General features: G+C 33.2%; 14 protein-coding genes and 1 other RNA gene. 8 read left to right on the top strand and 7 right to left on the bottom strand.

What is annotated here, in order from left to right:
* The first annotated feature begins 50 nt into the window (after positions 1–50).
* Entirely contained in the window at positions 51–803 is a 753-nt protein-coding gene (locus tag OD803_RS10955) for a T9SS type A sorting domain-containing protein (protein WP_262733430.1), read from the top strand.
* A gap of 248 nt (positions 804–1,051) precedes the next feature.
* Positions 1,052–2,839 carry a hypothetical protein gene (locus OD803_RS10950; RefSeq protein WP_262733429.1) on the top strand — a complete coding sequence of 596 codons (1,788 nt, stop codon included), beginning with the start codon at positions 1,052–1,054 and terminating at the stop codon, positions 2,837–2,839.
* Positions 2,840–2,993: 154 nt separating this feature from the next.
* Here OD803_RS10950 and OD803_RS10945 read toward each other — a convergent pair whose 3' ends face one another.
* Complete coding sequence (locus tag OD803_RS10945) at positions 2,994–4,169, bottom strand: hypothetical protein (RefSeq protein WP_262733428.1); 1,176 nt, start codon at positions 4,167–4,169, stop codon at positions 2,994–2,996.
* A 93-nt stretch (positions 4,170–4,262) separates the two neighbouring features.
* Complete coding sequence (gene fahA, locus OD803_RS10940) at positions 4,263–5,555, bottom strand: fumarylacetoacetase (RefSeq protein ID WP_262733427.1); 1,293 nt, start codon at positions 5,553–5,555, stop codon at positions 4,263–4,265.
* Between the two features lie 204 nt (positions 5,556–5,759).
* On the opposite strand from fahA, the gene glyA reads away from it, so the two are divergent.
* Both glyA and OD803_RS10930 read left to right on the top strand, forming a co-directional pair.
* Positions 5,760–7,031: a serine hydroxymethyltransferase gene (glyA, locus tag OD803_RS10935; protein ID WP_129760303.1), complete on the top strand. Its 1,272-nt coding sequence runs from the start codon at positions 5,760–5,762 to the stop codon at positions 7,029–7,031.
* Between the two features lie 9 nt (positions 7,032–7,040).
* Entirely contained in the window at positions 7,041–8,765 is a 1,725-nt protein-coding gene (locus OD803_RS10930) for an FG-GAP-like repeat-containing protein (RefSeq protein ID WP_262733426.1), read from the top strand.
* Between the two features lie 11 nt (positions 8,766–8,776).
* Here the strand turns inward: OD803_RS10930 and OD803_RS10925 are convergent, their stop codons facing one another.
* The 4 genes from OD803_RS10925 to OD803_RS10910 form a co-directional block, all read right to left on the bottom strand.
* Positions 8,777–10,339: a hypothetical protein gene (locus OD803_RS10925; protein WP_262733425.1), complete on the bottom strand. Its 1,563-nt coding sequence runs from the start codon at positions 10,337–10,339 to the stop codon at positions 8,777–8,779.
* Between the two features lie 120 nt (positions 10,340–10,459).
* Positions 10,460–11,197, bottom strand: a complete 738-nt coding sequence (locus OD803_RS10920) for a hypothetical protein (RefSeq protein WP_262733424.1) — start codon at positions 11,195–11,197, stop codon at positions 10,460–10,462.
* Between the two features lie 93 nt (positions 11,198–11,290).
* Complete coding sequence (locus tag OD803_RS10915) at positions 11,291–11,680, bottom strand: acyl-CoA thioesterase (protein WP_134199242.1); 390 nt, start codon at positions 11,678–11,680, stop codon at positions 11,291–11,293.
* Position 11,681: 1 nt separating this feature from the next.
* Positions 11,682–12,719, bottom strand: coding sequence for a glutaminyl-peptide cyclotransferase (locus OD803_RS10910; RefSeq protein ID WP_262733423.1), 1,038 nt, complete (start codon positions 12,717–12,719; stop codon positions 11,682–11,684).
* Between the two features lie 85 nt (positions 12,720–12,804).
* Here OD803_RS10910 and ffs point away from each other — a divergent pair.
* From ffs to fsa, 3 genes are all read left to right on the top strand, one after another.
* An RNA gene (gene ffs / locus OD803_RS10905) (signal recognition particle sRNA small type) lies at positions 12,805–12,903 on the top strand.
* Positions 12,904–12,986: 83 nt separating this feature from the next.
* Positions 12,987–13,790 (top strand): SDR family oxidoreductase, encoded by an 804-nt coding sequence (locus OD803_RS10900; RefSeq protein ID WP_262733422.1) that lies wholly within the window; start codon positions 12,987–12,989, stop codon positions 13,788–13,790.
* A gap of 122 nt (positions 13,791–13,912) precedes the next feature.
* Positions 13,913–14,566: a fructose-6-phosphate aldolase gene (gene fsa / locus OD803_RS10895; protein WP_129760296.1), complete on the top strand. Its 654-nt coding sequence runs from the start codon at positions 13,913–13,915 to the stop codon at positions 14,564–14,566.
* 64 nt (positions 14,567–14,630) lie between these two features.
* Here the strand turns inward: fsa and OD803_RS10890 are convergent, their stop codons facing one another.
* The gene (locus OD803_RS10890; RefSeq protein WP_129760295.1) at positions 14,631–16,052 is read right to left on the bottom strand and encodes a TlpA family protein disulfide reductase; all 1,422 of its coding nucleotides are present in this window, start codon (positions 16,050–16,052) and stop codon (positions 14,631–14,633) included.
* A 185-nt stretch (positions 16,053–16,237) separates the two neighbouring features.
* Between OD803_RS10890 and OD803_RS10885 the strand changes: the two genes are divergently transcribed.
* A complete protein-coding gene (locus tag OD803_RS10885; RefSeq protein ID WP_129760294.1) occupies positions 16,238–17,866 on the top strand; it encodes an ABC-F family ATP-binding cassette domain-containing protein in 1,629 nt (542 codons plus the stop codon).
* Positions 17,867–17,885: the final 19 nt, after the last annotated feature.

The raw sequence follows: 17,885 nt of genomic DNA, 5'->3' as shown, positions 1-17,885 counted from the left end.
TTTTAGCAAACATTTTAAACCCCAATATTAACTATTAAAAACAATTACAAATGAAAAAAAATTACCTACTTATTAAAACAACCTTAATTCTAGCTTTCACGTTTTTATCACAAAATTTAACAGCACAGTGTGTTATAAGTAATAACCCTCAATTTGCATTCCCTTGGGAAAGTACTGCAAATTGGTCTATAGGTCAAGGCTTTACTGCAGAGTGTAGTGGAGCTTTAGAATACGTTCAACTCCTTGCAGGTACAACAGGTACAATATCAGCTGGTACGCTTAAAGTATATAATGGTAATTCGGTTAGTGGAACACCTATATATACGCAAGCCTATCCTCAAATAACCATTAGTCAAGTAAACGACCCTATTAGAATAAATGTTACTGGCAATGTAAATATAACTCAAGGCAACCAGTATACTTTTGAATTTACCATAGATACAGGTATGAGCATTATTGCTGATTTTACTAATGAATATTCTGGAGGTAATACTTTTCGTGATGGAGCTAGTTTATCTTCAACAGATGCCAAATTTTCAGTTTCAATTTCAGATGACACATTAGGTCTTGATACGTTTAAAGTTTCCAATAACATAAAAGTATTACCAAACCCTACGTCCGAATACATTAAAGTTTCAGGCTTAAAAAATGAAGCAACATATAGTATTTATAATGTATTAGGTTCAGAAATCACTCATGGTAAAATTTCTGACAATGAAAAAATCAATGTTCAAAATCTTACTGATGGAACATATTTTTTAAAATTTAATACTGGAAACGCAGTAAAGTTTATAAAAGAATAATACTGCTAACACTGTAAATAAGCTATGGTTGGGTTTGTCCTTATATGCGAAATCCTATGGATTTTTACAACGTACATAGTCAAAACCATTAAACGAAACGAAAACTCCCAATTTGGGAGTTTTTTTATGAAAATTACGTAACGTTACGTATTGTGTGGTGTTTTGGGAGTTGGTATCTTGCTGTGTTTTGGGTATTGATTATAGAATAAACGATATCTTTATTATTGGGCACAAGCTGAAAAAGAACTATGAGAAAAACATCATCATCACATTGGAAGAATATTTCTGACCTTGAAGGGTTATTATTTTTAGCACAAGCAATTGATGAAATGTTATTCGAATACACTTTGGATTCTTATAAACCTATGGCGCTTAATTGTAAGTTACTTTGCATTGAATGTCTAAGTACAATTCAGGAAGTTAGAGATGGTTATATGCCTAAAAAAAACTTACAATCGGTACTTGAAGAATTAAAATGGAGTTTAGAAAAAGACATTGCAGCTAAAGAGATATTAGGTAAAAAATTCAACTTTTATGCAAGTAGAATAAAGCCAAATGAAATTAAACTAAATGAACTTGAGAATATAATAAAGTTTATTCTTAATCATTTTAATGACAGAAAATATTTAGAACAAGTAAAGTTATCATTAGTTGATTTAGTAAAAGAAGGTAAAGAGAAAGAGAAAATCAGAAATTTAACTAGTTCTTACATTACTGAATTAATTAACTATGGCTATCATCCAAACCATATTGATTATCAAAATTATCACTTTTTCTTTGACACGAATAAAGGGCAAGAAATTTCTAAAATTGATGATTTACAAAGTTTTTTTGACCTATTTAACTTCGAGGTAGCAGATTATACTGTAGTGTTTATTGGAAGTATCATGTTTAGAGAATTTAAGGATACTTTAAATAAATATGATATTGTTGTCACTAAGACATATAATTGCTTTTCAAATATCCCAGGAGATTTATCATTTAAAGCGAGTAGAAAATCAAACGAATCTTTCATCATTTGTTCAAAAGTTAATGGCTTAGACCATCATTCTGCGAGAGAAAATGTTGAGAAGTTTTTAGGTCAAGCTACTAACCTTTTTAATTTTTTCCATCATAAAGAAAAGCCTAAATTGAATGATATCTGTGTAGTTTCAAGAACTGATACAAATTATGTTCTCGTAATTGATAAACCAGTAAAATCTATTCTTAAAACTAAACATGATGAATATCCTGATAAAGCTGCTAAATCAGTAGAAAAAGTTCTTTCAAAACTTCAATTTAGTAGTGAATCAACTTATAGGTTTTCTAGAAGCATTGATTTGCACAGTGCGGCGTTAACTGCTTCAGCAATTGAAAATCAAATGTTGGATTTATGGGCTGCTTTGGAAACTTTAATACCCAAATCATCTGAATCAAATAAGGATAGAATAGTTCAGATTTGTGAACAATTAGTTCCTTTTTTGCAGATTAATTATATTGAAAAACAGTTCGCTGAAATATATCAAGATTTGAAAAGTTGGGATTATGATTTTACAAAAGAAATTCTTGAAAAAACAAAAGGTTATGAAGAATCGAACAAAATAATCTCTGTAGCTGCATTAGTTACACTTGAAGAAAATAAAGAATTAAGATTGGAAATTTATAAAAAACTTGACGACTTTCCGTTACTTAAAAACAGACTTTATAGTATTCATGAATCTTTTAATTCACCAAAGAATATTAAAAAAGTCTTGACAAAGCATTCTACGAAAATAAATTGGCATTTACGCAGAATTTATAGAACTAGAAGTTTAATAATTCATTCTGGTTCATACCCTACTTTTACACCAATATTAATTGAACATTTACATAACTATTTAGATATATTTCTAAAGAGAATGATTGATTTAGCAAGTGAAAGTAGAATTTCGACTATAGAACAAGCTGTATTAGAAATTTCTACCATATTAGATTATCATAATGACTTACTAGATAAACACCAAGATGAGGAATTAACTCTCGACAATTTTAAAGAAGCATTATTAGGAATGGAATAGAGTCAATGCCCAACATCGTGTATAATTCATTGCTAGTATTCGCTTACTTACGAAAGTCCTCGCAGATTTTCTATTCGGTTTGTTCTTGCTATATTAGTTACTGAAGCACGTTAAGTGAAACACAAAAAAACTCCCATATTGGGAGTTTTTTTATTTAGTTATTAAAATCGCTAATAATGTTTTTTAGCTGTAGTTTAAGGTCTTCACCAGTATCGTACACCATTTGTTCGTTACTAGGAAATGGCACTCTACGGTTGTTTACTAGGTCTAGGTCTTCGCGTGTTAAGGCACGTTTGTCGCCTCTAAAAGTGGCAAACAGGTTTTCAAACACAAAGCCACTATCAATAGGAAACGCATCTAACGTAGTGTTGTTTTTTAAATCGGTATACACCACATTGGCAACCACCTGTGAGCTTTTACGTTGCAATACCTCAAACAGTCTCGCCTTTACAGTCACAATTTTATCTACTTTAATATCGTTACCAAGGCTATCCTTCATCACATTACCATTGCTATCAAGCTGGTATTTCCAACCATCTACAATTTGCTTTTCACGTAGTAATTGACGCTCAGTAATTTTTTCAGGAGTAATGTTAATACGCTTTAACTGTAATTGCATTGCAAAGTCATAGTCAATCTCGTTACTTGGATTAGCATGGTAAGCAGTCCAAAATTGGTCTAAACCGTAAGTGTCAAAATTGAGTAACTCATTTTCCAAACGTTTAGGAATTACCTGATTGGTTTGGTTTTGTATGGTTACAATTACATAATGAATTCCACGTTCGTGTGCTTCTTGCATTAAAGCTCTGGTATCTTCATAGTTTGGGTTAATCTTTTCAATATATTGATAGATACTGTACGCTTCACGAATGTTGTATTTGTCTTCGGTTTCTAAAAGCGCTAAGCCTTTTTCATATAAATAGTCTGACGCAAACTCTCTAGCTTCAATAATATCGTTAGTATAATCATTAAACTTAAAGTTTATGGTTTTACCATCAACTACCAAAGGCAGTACAGGTTTTACTGCTTCCTGACGAGCATTAAGCGCAAGGTACAACTCATAAATGTTAGTGTACAGCTCTGGGTTGTTATCCTTTTTAAGATGCTTTATGTTGTTTAAATCGCGCTCATTGGCTTTGTAGTAAGCGTCTTGAAGCATAAGCGCATAATCTTGTTTACGTTTACTATTTTTATTGGTTTCAAGCTTTTTTAAGGCATCATAAATCGCTTGGTTGTAATTACCAGTATTTATGGCTTTTTCAACTTGTTTTCTTCCACTACAGGAAACTAATACTGAAAGTAATACCGAAAGGAGTAGTAATCTTCTCATAAGTCTGTAATTTTAGGGTTATAGAAAAGTGTTTTCAATTTTGATGCCAAAAAAGAACCCTCATTGCTGAGGGACTTAAAATTAGTTGGTTGATTATTTAACTTTTTTGGGTTTGAAAACAGGCAGCAATTGCGTGGAGACTTCTCCAAAGCCAATGCGAGTACCATCTTTTTCGCAATACCCTCTCATGATAACCGTATCGTAATCATTAATGAATTTTCGTTCGCTACCATCTTTCATTTTTAATGGTTTTTCACCTCTCCATGTCAATTCAAGCATAGAGCCATAAGAGTCAGGAGTAGGACCAGAAATGGTACCACTTCCCATCATATCACCAGAGTTTACAGGACAACCGTTAATAGTGTGGTGTGCCAACTGTTGTACCATATTCCAGTACATGTATTTAAAGTTGGATTTGCTTACTATGGTTTCTTTAGCGGTTTTAGGTTTTATAGAAACTTCTAAATTGATGTCGTAGCTCTTTTTACCTTTGTACTGTAAGTAAGGTAATTGTGGTTTTAAAGCCTTAGGGCTTTCTACTCTGTAAGGTTCAAGCGCATCTAATGTTACAATCCATGGTGAAATGGATGATGCAAAGTTTTTAGCTAAAAAAGGACCAAGTGGCACGTATTCCCATTTTTGGATATCGCGTGCAGACCAATCGTTAAACAATACCAAACCAAAGATGTATTCTTCAGCTTCTTCAATTGGGATAGGTTCTCCAAGGTCGTTAGCATCAGTAGTAATAAAAGCCATTTCTAGCTCAAAGTCTACCAACTTAGAAGGTCCAAACACAGGAGTATCACTACCTGCAGGTAAGGTTTGCCCTTGTGGACGATGCACAGGAATACCAGAAGGGATGATAGAAGAACTTCTACCATGATACCCAACAGGAATGTGCAACCAGTTAGGCATTAAAGCGTTTTCTGGATCGCGAAACATGGTTCCTACATTGGTAGCATGCTCAATGCTCGAGTAAAAATCGGTATAGTCACCAATTTGAACAGGTAATTGCATTTCAATTTCGTCTAAACGAAAGAGTACAATTTCCTTATGTTTTTTGTTGTTTTTTAAAGTGGTGTTGTTGCTGTCAAAAATTTGGGCAATTCTATTTCTTACAGCTCTCCAGGTTTTTCTTCCATCAGCAATAAAATCGTTTAAAGTATCTTGAAGAAAAATATCATCTGTTAACGGAATACCATCAAAGTAACCTAGTTGGTGCAATGCTCCCAAGTCAATGGCAGTGTCTCCAATACGAGTACCAATAGTAATGATATCGTCTCTAGTAAGGAAAACGCCAAAAGGGATGTTTTGGATAGGAAAATCAGAATTCTTTCCAACGTGCAACCACGAAGTTCTATCAGGATTATTTGCAGATAATGGCATAGGCTATTGTTAATTATAAGTTTTATAAAATCTATTCAAACCTACATAAATTTTTTAATCTTTTTGAATAAAAACCATAAAAAGTAGGTTGGTTTTATATAGTTGATAAATTGTTGAAAATACAATAGTAAATATATAGGTTTTGGTGTATTTAACAGATTGTATTTATTATTTTTGATAAATTTTTTAATCAAACCCAATATTATGCAACGCGATCAAGAGATATTTGACCTAATACAAGAGGAAAAAGAAAGACAACTACATGGTTTGGAGCTTATTGCTTCAGAGAATTTTGTTAGTGAGCAGGTTATGGAAGCTGCTGGCTCAGTATTAACCAATAAATATGCTGAAGGGTATCCAGGAAAGCGTTATTATGGTGGTTGCGAAGTGGTTGATGTTGTTGAGCAAATTGCTATTGACAGAGCTAAAACCTTATTTGGTGCTGCTTATGCTAATGTGCAACCACACTCAGGAAGTCAAGCAAATACAGCGGTTTTTGCTGCGTGCTTAAAACCAGGAGATAAAATATTAGGTTTTGATTTGTCTCATGGAGGACATTTAACTCATGGTTCGCCAGTAAACTTTTCTGGTAAGTTGTACAATCCTGTATTTTATGGTGTAGAAGAGGAGACAGGAGTATTAAACTATGATAAAATACAAGACATAGCTACTAAAGAACAACCACAGCTTATTATAGCAGGAGCTTCGGCATATTCTAGAGATATCGACTTTAAGCGTTTTAGAGCTATAGCTGATAGCGTTGGCGCAATTCTTATGGCAGATATATCGCATCCTGCAGGTTTGATTGCTAAAGGTATTCTTAACGACCCAATACCTCATTGCCATGTGGTGACAACAACTACTCATAAAACTTTAAGAGGACCAAGAGGAGGAATGATTTTAATGGGTGAAGATTTTGACAATCCGTTTGGTTTAAAATTGAAAAATGGTAACCTACGTAAAATGTCGTCGTTGTTTGATTCGGCAGTATTCCCAGGAAATCAAGGTGGACCATTAGAGCATATTATTGCTGCTAAAGCAATTGCTTTTGGTGAAGCTTTAACTGACGAGTTTATGCATTACATACTCCAAGTAAAGAAAAACGCAGCAGCTATGGCAAAAGCGTTTGTTGATAGAGATTACCATATTATTTCAGGTGGAACCGATAATCACATGATGCTTATTGACCTTAGAAATAAAGACGTTTCTGGTAAAGATGCTGAACAAGCCTTGGTAAAAGCCGAAATAACCGTTAACAAAAACATGGTGCCTTTTGATGATAAGTCGCCTTTTGTAACTTCAGGAATACGTGTTGGTACTGCTGCAATTACTACCAGAGGATTAAAAGAAACTGATATGGAGTATATTGTTGAATTGATTGATGAGGTTATCAAAAATCATGATAACGAAAGTACTTTAGAGGCTGTTGGAGAAAAAGTTAACGCGTTAATGCAAGACCGACCATTATTTTCTTAAATTTATGAAATGAAGTTGAACAGAAACATATTAGTATTTTTCATTTGTGCTATTGTTTTAGTAGTTCAACCTGTACATTCACAAATTTTTTTTGAAGAACAAGCCAATGCACTCGGAATTAATATTTCGGGAGGCTCAACTGTACGACTTGGAGGCGTAAGCTTTTTTGATTACGATAACGATGGTTGGGATGATTTAACTTTTGGAACTAAAGATGTTGATCCTGTTCGGTTTTTTAAAAACAATAACGGCACTTTTGTAGAAGAAACCTTTAATATTAATATCAATGGTCACTCCAAACAAGTTATTTGGGTTGATTATGATAATGATGGTGATAACGATTTGTTTGTAGCCAGATTAGATGCAAACAATAAGCTGTTTCAAAATGATGGTGACTTCAATTTTACCGATGTTACTGCTTCTGCAGGTTTTTCAAATGCAGCATTGATTTCTTATGGTGCTTCCTTTGGCGACTATGACAATGATGGCTTTTTGGATGTTTTTATATCCAATAAAGATGATGATGGCATTATTCCTAATCAGTTATACCATAATAATGGAGATGGTACGTTTACTGATGTTTCGGTAGCTGCAGGAATTAGTACAGTTGGGCATTTATCGTTTTGTTCTGCCTTTTTTGATTATGATAAAGATGGTTATTTAGATATTTACATTTCAAATGACCGAATGAACAATCCTAATATAATGTACCACAACAATGGAGATGGTACCTTTACTGATACTAGTGCTGCAACAGGAACTAATATTATCGCTAATGCTATGTCTACAACTATTGGCGATTATAACTACGATGGTTGGTTAGATATATATGTAACCAATACTTCCGAAGGTAACTTTTTACTTAAGAATAATGGAGATGGTACCTTTACAGATATGGCAAACTACACAGGAACCTTGTTTCACAGTATAGGCTGGGGAGCAATTTTTTTGGATGCTGATAATGATATGGATTTAGATATGTATGTATCAGGAATGATTAACAATCCAAATATTGGTGTGTTAACTTCTGCATTCTATGAGAGTGTTTCTGGTTATATATTTCAAATTCCTTCTAATGCTGGATTTGCAAATGATAACTACCGAAGCTTTGCCAATGCCATTGGTGATGTTGATAATAATGGTTATCCTGATTTTATTGTAATGAACGAATCGCCAGATAACCATACCTTATGGCAAAACTCAGGTGGTACTAATAACTGGTTAAAAGTAAAGCTCGAAGGTGTTATTAGTAATAAAAACGGAATTGGTTCGTGGATTGAAATTATGGCTAACGGACAAGTGATGTATAGGTATACTTTATGTGGAGAAGGGTTTTTAAGTCAGAATTCTGCTAGTGAGTTTTTTGGATTAGGAACAGCAACCACTATAGATTATATAAAGGTAAATTGGTTGAGTGGAGTGGAAGACATGTATTACAATGTAAATCCAAACCAAACCCTAACATTAGTTGAAGGTGAAACCTTGTCTACTAACGAGTTTTCTCAAGCTAATTTTCATTTAACACCAAATCCTACTACAGGAACCATACAAGTGTTTAATGTAACCCAACCTACAAAAACTGTAGTGTATGATGTTGCTGGACGCTTAATAGACGAAATGACATTAACTTCTGTAAATCATACTATCAACCTTAAAGCACAAGCTAAAGGAATGTATTTTGTTACCTTAGAGCAAGGTGGACGTAAAGTTGTTAAAAAAGTAGTATTGCAATAAGTTTTATTGCATTAATCTTCTTCAAATATAATATGCTGATACGCTCCTAAATCAGGACTTGTGGTTCTGTTAGTGTTTAAAATATCAACAGGCACTTGGGCAGCAAAAAAGTCGTATAAGTCATTGCCTAAGTTATTTGCTCCAGAATCTTCACCAATTCTTAAATCGTTTTCAAAAGGAAGTTTAAAATCAGGATCACTATTGAAGATGCAATTATCATAAAGCTCACTATTGTTTAAATTATAGTTGTCACCAGGAAAGTTATTGTTGTTATCTTGGAATCGTATCAAGCAATTGGTGAATTTAAAACCAAAATCGGCTCCATCATTTTCATCTAAAATAATCTCAGGATTGTCATTTCCGTAAATGATACAGTTATTAAAATTAGCGTCTAACACATTAGGCGTAGCATTTTCGTTTTCATCTAACAAATAGTTGTTTAAAAACACTGATGGAAATTGTCTAAAACTACTATCCCAATAGTTGGCAATGGTACAGTGTGTAAAATTGTAAGTTCCTCCAAAAGTTCCAGCAAATGACGACTGACCAGAGTTGTTAATCACAAGATTTTCTCCTGTTATAGCACTAGCTCTAGCCAAAATACCAAAGTTACTAGAGTTGTAAATTTTAGAGTTAGTGATGTTTAATTTGTTAGGATCGTTTTGGTTGCCTTCGGTTAAAACACCTACAGTTGCATTTTTAATAGTCGCAAAATCAATACTGTTGTTTGTACTACCACTATATAGCCAAATGGTTCCCCATTGTCCAGGAATGTCTTCATAAAGTGGTTCTAAACGGTCTCCTTGTATAATGACTTCGTTTTCTAAAATATCTTGGTCAGTACTTAATGCACCATTAATTTGTAATGACGCAGTATTAGTAATTAAAAGCCCAGAATTAGCATGAAAATGGACTCTTGCTCCAGCTTCCATTGTAAGGGTTTCACCTTCGTTTACAGCAGCATAACCATAAATAACATAAGGTTTTTCGTTGGTGAAAGTGAGCTCGTCATTTTCTAAAAAGCGACCTTGAATTTCGGTCTGGTCTGGTGTACCATCACCATCTACATCAAAAGCCAATGTTTCAATAACACCATTAGCATCTTTGCTTGGGTAAATAAATACTGCATCTTTAACTAAGGTTACCAAGTCCACTTTTTGATAATTACTACCAGAATCGAATTCAATGACATCAGTATATAAAAACTGATTGTCACTAGCTGCAAGCGCTTCAATATCTATTGTGGTTTCAATGAACACGTACATGCTATCTTTTGCCAATAACTCAATGTTTTGAAATTCCTTTCCTGCCATTCCATCGACATTTAAACGGTAATTAGAAGCTTCGCCTTGTCCAAGTCTAAGCGTTGGAATTACAATATCATCATTACTTCGGTTATACACTTTAAGGTTGTAAGTACTTGAGCCAATATTAGTAAACACAGTGTCTAGATATACAGTGTCTTTAGAGAACTCAAGGTTACCAGTACTTGGAGAAAAATCGAAATCCTCACGACAAGAACTCCAAAATACGAGAACAAAAAGTGTGAATACGAAGTATAGAATTTTTTTCATGTTAATGTCTTTATCTGTAGCAATATGCCAAAAATATAACTTTTGGAGTCATATTTTTATTATAAAGACGAAAAATTATTTGTTCATTTTTTGAGGATAAAAGACTTTGTAGTTAATGCTTTAATCTTGCTGTTGTTCTTTTAGCATCAAATTAAATTCTTTACTCAAGGTGTTTAGTCTATCTAAAAGCGGAAGTTCTTGGTTGGTATCAATTAATGCTTTGTTGATGTTTTTAGCACTACAAAAGTCAAAGAACAGTTGATGATATTCATTAGGTATCTTTAGCTCTTTGGTGAGCATTCGTGAGTTAAAAAACGAATGTGTTTCAAACAGATGAATAAAATCTTCAGTTTCTGCATAAACTATTTCTGGAGCTTTGTTTTTCTTTTTAAAGAGTTTGCCAATTAGCTTTGCAATGGCAACAAAATCCATATTACCACTAGGAGGTGGTTGGTATAAATAAGGTCTTTCTTTATAGTCGTTGTTGATTTGTGTACTAAACTCTTCGATATATACTATAGAATCGAATTTTTTCTCTTTGGCTTTTAAAATTTCAACTTCATCGAGTTCGTTAGTGATTTTTTTAAGTTCTATAACAGTATCTTCTTTAAAATGTTCAGTGGTTACAATAATTGTTTTTTCATGATGAAAAAGTGAACTAAACACTAAAGTGTCATTGGGTTGAGCACTGATATTAAAAACACCTTCGTCATTAGTATAGGAAAGTATGTGTTGTGTACTATTGATAATTTTTGCGCTTTTTACTGTAGCTTCAGCGTCGTAAACAATACCTTTTAGTTGTTGCGCATTTAAAGACAATGAGACTAAAAGAAAGAGAGTGATTGATAATGATTTCAATTGTAATAGCTTAGTTGGTTATTTCAAATAAAGAGAAATAACTGCATAGCTAATTCAGGATTAAGAAACTTTAACAACGGTTTTAGGCAATTTTTAACTAAAGAGTGTCGCAATTTCTGGAGTAATGCGTGTTGGTCGATGTGTTGTTTTAGACATTAAGCACCATTCAGTTTCTGAGGTAGTCAGTAATTTATTGGTTTGCTGGTTGTAGATTTCTACAACTCTAGTAGATTTAGCACCTTCGGCTTTGGTTACAAATGTTTTAAGAGTAATCACATCGTTTAAAATTGCTTCACCTTTATAGCGTATGTGATGGCTTAACATTACCCAATAAAACGTATCAAGGATTTCTGGTGTTGCTCTCGCGTTCCAATGTTGTTCAGCTATATCTTGAACCCATTGTACATACTGTACATTGTTTACATGGTTGAGCATATCTAGATGCTGATTGGAAACAGTAATTTGGGTTTCAAAAGTTTGCATGCTATTGCTCTATAATTTCAACCTCAAAAAGTTTATCCCAACGTTTTCCTGTTACAAATAAAGTATTGGTATCAGGATTATAGGCAATACCATTAAGTACGTCTAGACCTTGATGTTGTGTAACTAGTTTGCGTAAAGGTGAAAAGTCGATAACCGCTTCCATAGCACCATTTTTTGGATTGATAATAGCTACACCATTAAATTGATATAGGTTAGAGTATATTTTTCCGTTAACCCATTCCAATTCGTTTAAGCCAACAACTTTTCCTTTTTCTCTATACACTTGTATGGTTTCTTCTTCGGCAAGAGTTTCAGGGTTTAGCAACCAGATATTCTCTGTACCATCACTTTTAAAAATACGAGTACCGTCATTACAAAGTCCCCAACCTTCGTTGCTTTTTCCGTAGGTGAAACTACTCAACTTCTCAAAACTGTTGACGTCATAAACAAAGCCTGTGTTTTCTCTCCATGTTAATTGATAGATTTTATCGTTTAAAACGGTTAAACCTTCTCCAAAATATTGGCTCTGTAAGTTGATGTTCTTTAAAACTTCGGCAGTTTTATAATCTACTTTTCTCAGTTTAGATTCTCGATATTGTCCTGTGCTTTCATACAATTCACCATTGTAAAACTCAAGACCTTGTGTGTAAGATGTAATGTCGTGAGGATAGGTGTTTACAATCTTATAAGTGTAAATCTTAGGCTTGGTATTATTTAAAACAGTAATTTTTGTAGACACATCAGCAGTGGTATTGTCATAGCTAATAGTTGCTGTTAGCGTTTGAACACCTAATTTTAAATCGTTTGTTGCAAAAGATTCAGAAACCTGTTTGTCGTTAATTTTATAAGACACAGCAGTTATAGTTTCATTTTTTGGGTTCTTTATAGAAAGATTTAAGGTTTCACCTAAGGTTATAACGTTGTTTTTAGCATTAGTTTGAAGCGAAAAGTTATGTTTTTTAGTTTCGGTACTACTTCCGCAAGCAAATAGAGATAAGGCTAAAAGTGTGATTGATAATAGTTTAAAGCTGTTGTTCATGCCTATAAATTTTGAAGCAATTTATTTAATAAAATTCAGTTTAAAAAACTATTGCAAAAGTATTAAAAGGTTGTATCTTTGCAGTCGGCAAGTCCTACACAACCAGCTCCTGTTTAATCCTCCAGGGCGGGAACGCAGCAAAGGTACGCGGTCGTAGCGGTGTGATGTAGGTAGCTTGCCTTTTTTTGTACCCAAAACTCAAATCTTTTTCACTTTTTCTTCTGAATGAATATTACATTGTTAATTTTACAGTATTAATTATAGTTTATGTCTAAAGTTGTTTTAATCACAGGAGGTTCTTCAGGTATAGGGAAATCTATTGGAGAGTTTCTTTTAGAAAAAGGATTTGTTGTTTATGGAACCAGTAGAAACCCTGAGCGATATTCTGAAAGCAAGTTAAACCTTTTAGCTTTAGATGTTTCAAATACCCAAACTATTACCAAAGCTGTTCAAACTATTATAGACAAAGAAGGTCGACTAGATGTCTTGGTTAATAATGCAGGAGCTGGAATTACTGGACCTATTGAAGAAATTCCAGACGACGAGATAAAACGTAATTTTGAAACTAATTTTTTTGGACCTATCAATGTAATAAAAGCGGTATTGCCACAAATGCGTAAGCAAAAAAGTGGACTAATTATCAATATTACCTCTATTGCTGGATACATGGGATTGCCATACAGAGGCGTTTATAGTGCAAGTAAAGGTGCTTTGGAATTAATTACCGAAGCCTTTAGAATGGAGATTAAAGATTTTAATGTTGAAATGACCAATATTGCTCCAGGAGATTTTGCTACTAATATTGCTGCTGGTCGTTACCATGCTCCAGTACAAGAACAGTCGCCTTATAAAACACCTTATGGGAACACGTTAAAACTAATGGATGCGCATGTTGATAGTGGAAAAGACCCATTGTTAATGGCAAAAGCAGTTTATAAAGTGATAAATACTAAAAGTCCAAAAGCGCACTATAAGGTAGGTGAGTTTATGCAAAAGTTTTCTATTGTTTTAAAGCGCATTTTACCTGACAAGGTGTATGAAAAAATGCTGATGAAACATTATAAGCTGTAATAGTAATCCATTTCGTTTTTACTGCCATAGATTGTTAATATTATTTCATAATATTTCTAATTAAAACCTGCATATAAATTGTAATTTTGCAACTTAAATAACACAACAAATAAATTAAATACATGAAATTTTTTATTGATACAGCTAACCTAGATCAAATCAAAGAAGCTCAGGATATGGGTATTTTAGATGGTGTAACAACAAACCCATCTCTAATGGCTAAAGAAGGTATTACAGGAACAAACAACATTTTAAAACATTATGTTGATATCTGCAACATTGTAGATGGTGATGTAAGTGCAGAGGTTATTTCTACCGATTTTGAAGGTATGGTTAGAGAAGGTGAAGCACTCGCTGAATTACACGATCAAATAGTTATTAAATTACCTATGATTAAAGATGGTGTAAAAGCATGTAAATACTTTAGTGATAGAGGTATAAAAACCAACGTAACTTTAGTGTTTTCTCCAGGACAAGCTTTATTAGCTGCAAAAGCAGGAGCAACGTATGTGTCACCATTTATTGGACGTTTAGATGATATTTCAACTGATGGATTAAACCTTATTGCTGAAATTCGTCAAATTTATGATAACTATGGGTTTGATACTGAAATTTTAGCAGCTTCTGTGCGTCATACAATGCACGTAATTGATTGTGCTAAACTAGGAGCAGATGTAATGACAGGTCCTTTAAGTTCAATTACAGGGTTATTAAAACACCCACTTACTGACATAGGTTTAGAGAAGTTTTTAGCCGATTATAAAAAGGGTAACTAAGAATTAGATTTAATTATATAGAAAAAGAAAACTCCTGAATAATTCAGGAGTTTTTTTATTGGGTTTATCTGCTAACTAGCGTTTGTATCTCGTTTTCAAAATCTTTATTAAAGAGGCTTCCTCTAGAGGTCACTATTTTACCGTCATCATCAACTAAAATTACAGTGTAAATTGAGTTGATAGCCAAAATGTTTGAGGTGCTTTTGTCTTTAAACTGATACTCATTTTGAGTTGGAAATTTTGAATTTTGCAGTGTGCTTTTCCAATGTTTTTTATCGTCGTTGTTAATGTTAATAGCAATAAATTCTACTTGAGGGAACTTAGCTTTTAAGCGTTTGGTTCGGTAGTGACTATTCTTAAAAATCAAATCGTTGTTTGAAGACCAAAAATAAATAACAGTAGGTTTAGAAATTAAATTGTTTAGCATAACAGCTTCACCATTAAAATCTAAAAGTTCAGCGTTTGGTAAATCTTTTCCGGGTCTTAAATTATTTAAAACCGCTAATAGCCTATCAATGTCTTTCTTGTCTTTTTCGTTAGTTGTCTTTTCAAAGTATGAATTTAGTACTAGAGAAGCTTCATTAGTATCAGTACTGTTATATACAAATTCTCTGGTGTTTATTTTTAAAAGATAGTTTTTTACTTTTTCAGAAGTTACCAAGCTATCAATTAATCGTAGTTTTTCTAAGTTGTAATCCAAAGACTGTCTATCAAAAGTCTCATGATAATCAGCTACATTGTCATAATAATCAGTAAGCGCTAGATTATTAAAATGTGCCAACATAAATTGGTTGTAGGTTGGGTATTCACTTAAATGGTCTAGTCCATAATCTATCTCTTTTCTGTAATCATAAAAATCTTGAGGTAAATCTTTGTAATGGGCTAGTTGATGATTACCGTAGTAACCAAAAGGGTAAATTTCTTTATAGTAATAGTAATTGTAGTCAATATTGGCTTCAGCAATAGACTTAAATAAGTCAGAAAAAGGTTTTTTGTCTAAAAAACTATTTAATTCTTCAAGCTTTATTTTTTTTGTAGAGTCTAAATACGATTCAAGCTCTTCAGGCGACATTCGGCAAAACGTATTACGCTTTTTTATTTCAATTTCATTTTCTAAAAATGTTTTAATCAGGTAATTGTTCTTTTTTGAACCAAGACCTGTAAATACTAAAGACTCGTCAAAATCTATAGTGTTTAGTCTAAGCATAATACTATCACTAGGCTCTAAAAGTACCAATTGGTATTCGCCTCCATGCATAAATGAAAATAAACCAGGTTTAAAAGTCTCTAGCTTTTTTAAAAAACGATTCTGCTTATCAAGAAATAAAGTATCGTATCCAGTTTCTGGACTGTATAATGTAACGTGATTATTTTTAGGGTTAATAATTTCACCGCCAAAATAGGTGTAATCACTGTTTTCAGTTGAAATATCTTTGCATCCAAAAATCAATACAGATGCTAAAAAACTTATGATGTAAAACTTCATATATATTACTATAACGTAGGCTAAATATGCATATCACACAAAAATAAAATTTGAAACGTATATGTGTTGTTAATACGCTGTTAAAACTTGAGTTGCAAGCTTTTTTAATACATTGAAAAAACAGCTTTAAGTTTCTTCTTTATGGATTCATTTTTCTACTTTTGCAAAAAATTAAAATAGACACTATGTTAACAGTATCTAATCTTTCGGTTCAATTTGGTAAGCGTATTTTGTTTGATGAGGTAAATACCACATTTAATCAAGGTAATTGCTATGGTATTATTGGAGCTAATGGAGCAGGAAAATCTACTTTTTTAAAGATTTTATCAGGAAAAATGGATCCTACATCTGGTCACGTTCACCTAGAACAAGGTAAGCGTATGTCAGTTTTAGAGCAGGAGCACAATTTATATGACGAGCATACTGTGTTAGAAACTGTAATAATGGGAAATAAACCATTATTTAAGTTAAAAACAGAAATAGATGCGCTTTATGCAGATTATACTGATGAAAACGCTGAAAAAATTGGAGAGCTGCAAGTGCAGTTTGAAGAAATGAACGGTTGGAATGCCGATAGCGATGCTGCAGCAATGTTGTCTAACTTAGGTATCAAAGAAGACCTTCATTATACCTTAATGAAAGATTTAGATGGTAAGCAAAAAGTAAGAGTGTTATTGGCACAAGCCTTATTTGGAAATCCAGATGTACTTATCATGGATGAGCCTACCAACGACTTGGATTATGAAACAATTTCATGGTTAGAAAATTTCCTAGCCAATTATAACAACTGCGTTATTGTTGTATCTCACGACCGTCACTTTTTAGATGCAGTATGTACACATATTTCTGATATTGATTTTGGAAAAATCAATCACTTCTCAGGTAACTACACGTTTTGGTACGAGTCTTCACAATTAGCTGCAAGACAAAGAGCACAACAAAACAAAAAAGCTGAAGAAAAGAAAAAGGAGCTTGAAGAGTTTATTAGACGTTTTTCTGCCAATGTTGCAAAATCTAAGCAAGCTACCAGTAGAAAGAAAATGATTGATAAGCTTAATATTTCTGAAATTAAGCCATCGAGCAGACGTTATCCTGCAATTATTTTTGAACGAGAAAGAGAAGCAGGGGATCAAATTTTAAACGTTGAAAACCTATCAGCTTCAATTGATGGTGAAGTATTATTTCAAAATGTAGATATCAACTTAGCTAAAGGGGATAAGGTAGTAGTGTATTCTAAAGACTCTAGAGCAACTACCGCGTTTTATCAAATTATTAACGGAAAAGAAAAAGCCGATTCTGGTAAGTATGCTTGGGGAGTTACAACCTCTCAATCGTATTTACCACTTGATAACAGCGAGTATTTTGAAAACAAACTTACGCTTGTAGATTGGTTACGTCAATGGGCAACTACCGAAGAAGAACGCGAAGAGGTTTATATTAGAGGTTTTCTTGGGAAAATGATTTTTAGTGGTGAAGAAGCCTTAAAAACTGCAGATGTATTATCTGGAGGTGAAAAAGTGCGTTGTATGTTGAGTAGAATGATGATGATGAGAGCTAATGTTGTGATGTTGGACGAACCAACAAATCACCTTGATCTTGAAAGTATTACAGCATTCAACAACTCATTAAAAAACTTTAAAGGAACAGTCTTGTTTACAACACATGACCACGAGTTTGCTCAAACGGTTGCAAATAGAGTAATAGAACTAACTCCTAACGGAATTATTGATAGATATATGACTTTTGATGAGTATATGGATGATAAAAAGATAAAGGAGCAAAGAGAAAAAATGTATGCTGTAACAGCATCATAAAACTAAAATCCTGATGAAA

Source organism: Gaetbulibacter sp. NE (assembly GCF_025548475.1).
Lineage (GTDB): Bacteria > Bacteroidota > Bacteroidia > Flavobacteriales > Flavobacteriaceae > Gaetbulibacter_B > Gaetbulibacter_B jejuensis.
The sequence above is the reverse complement of the archived record's forward strand: the minus strand, read 5'-3'. Positions and strand labels throughout refer to the sequence as shown.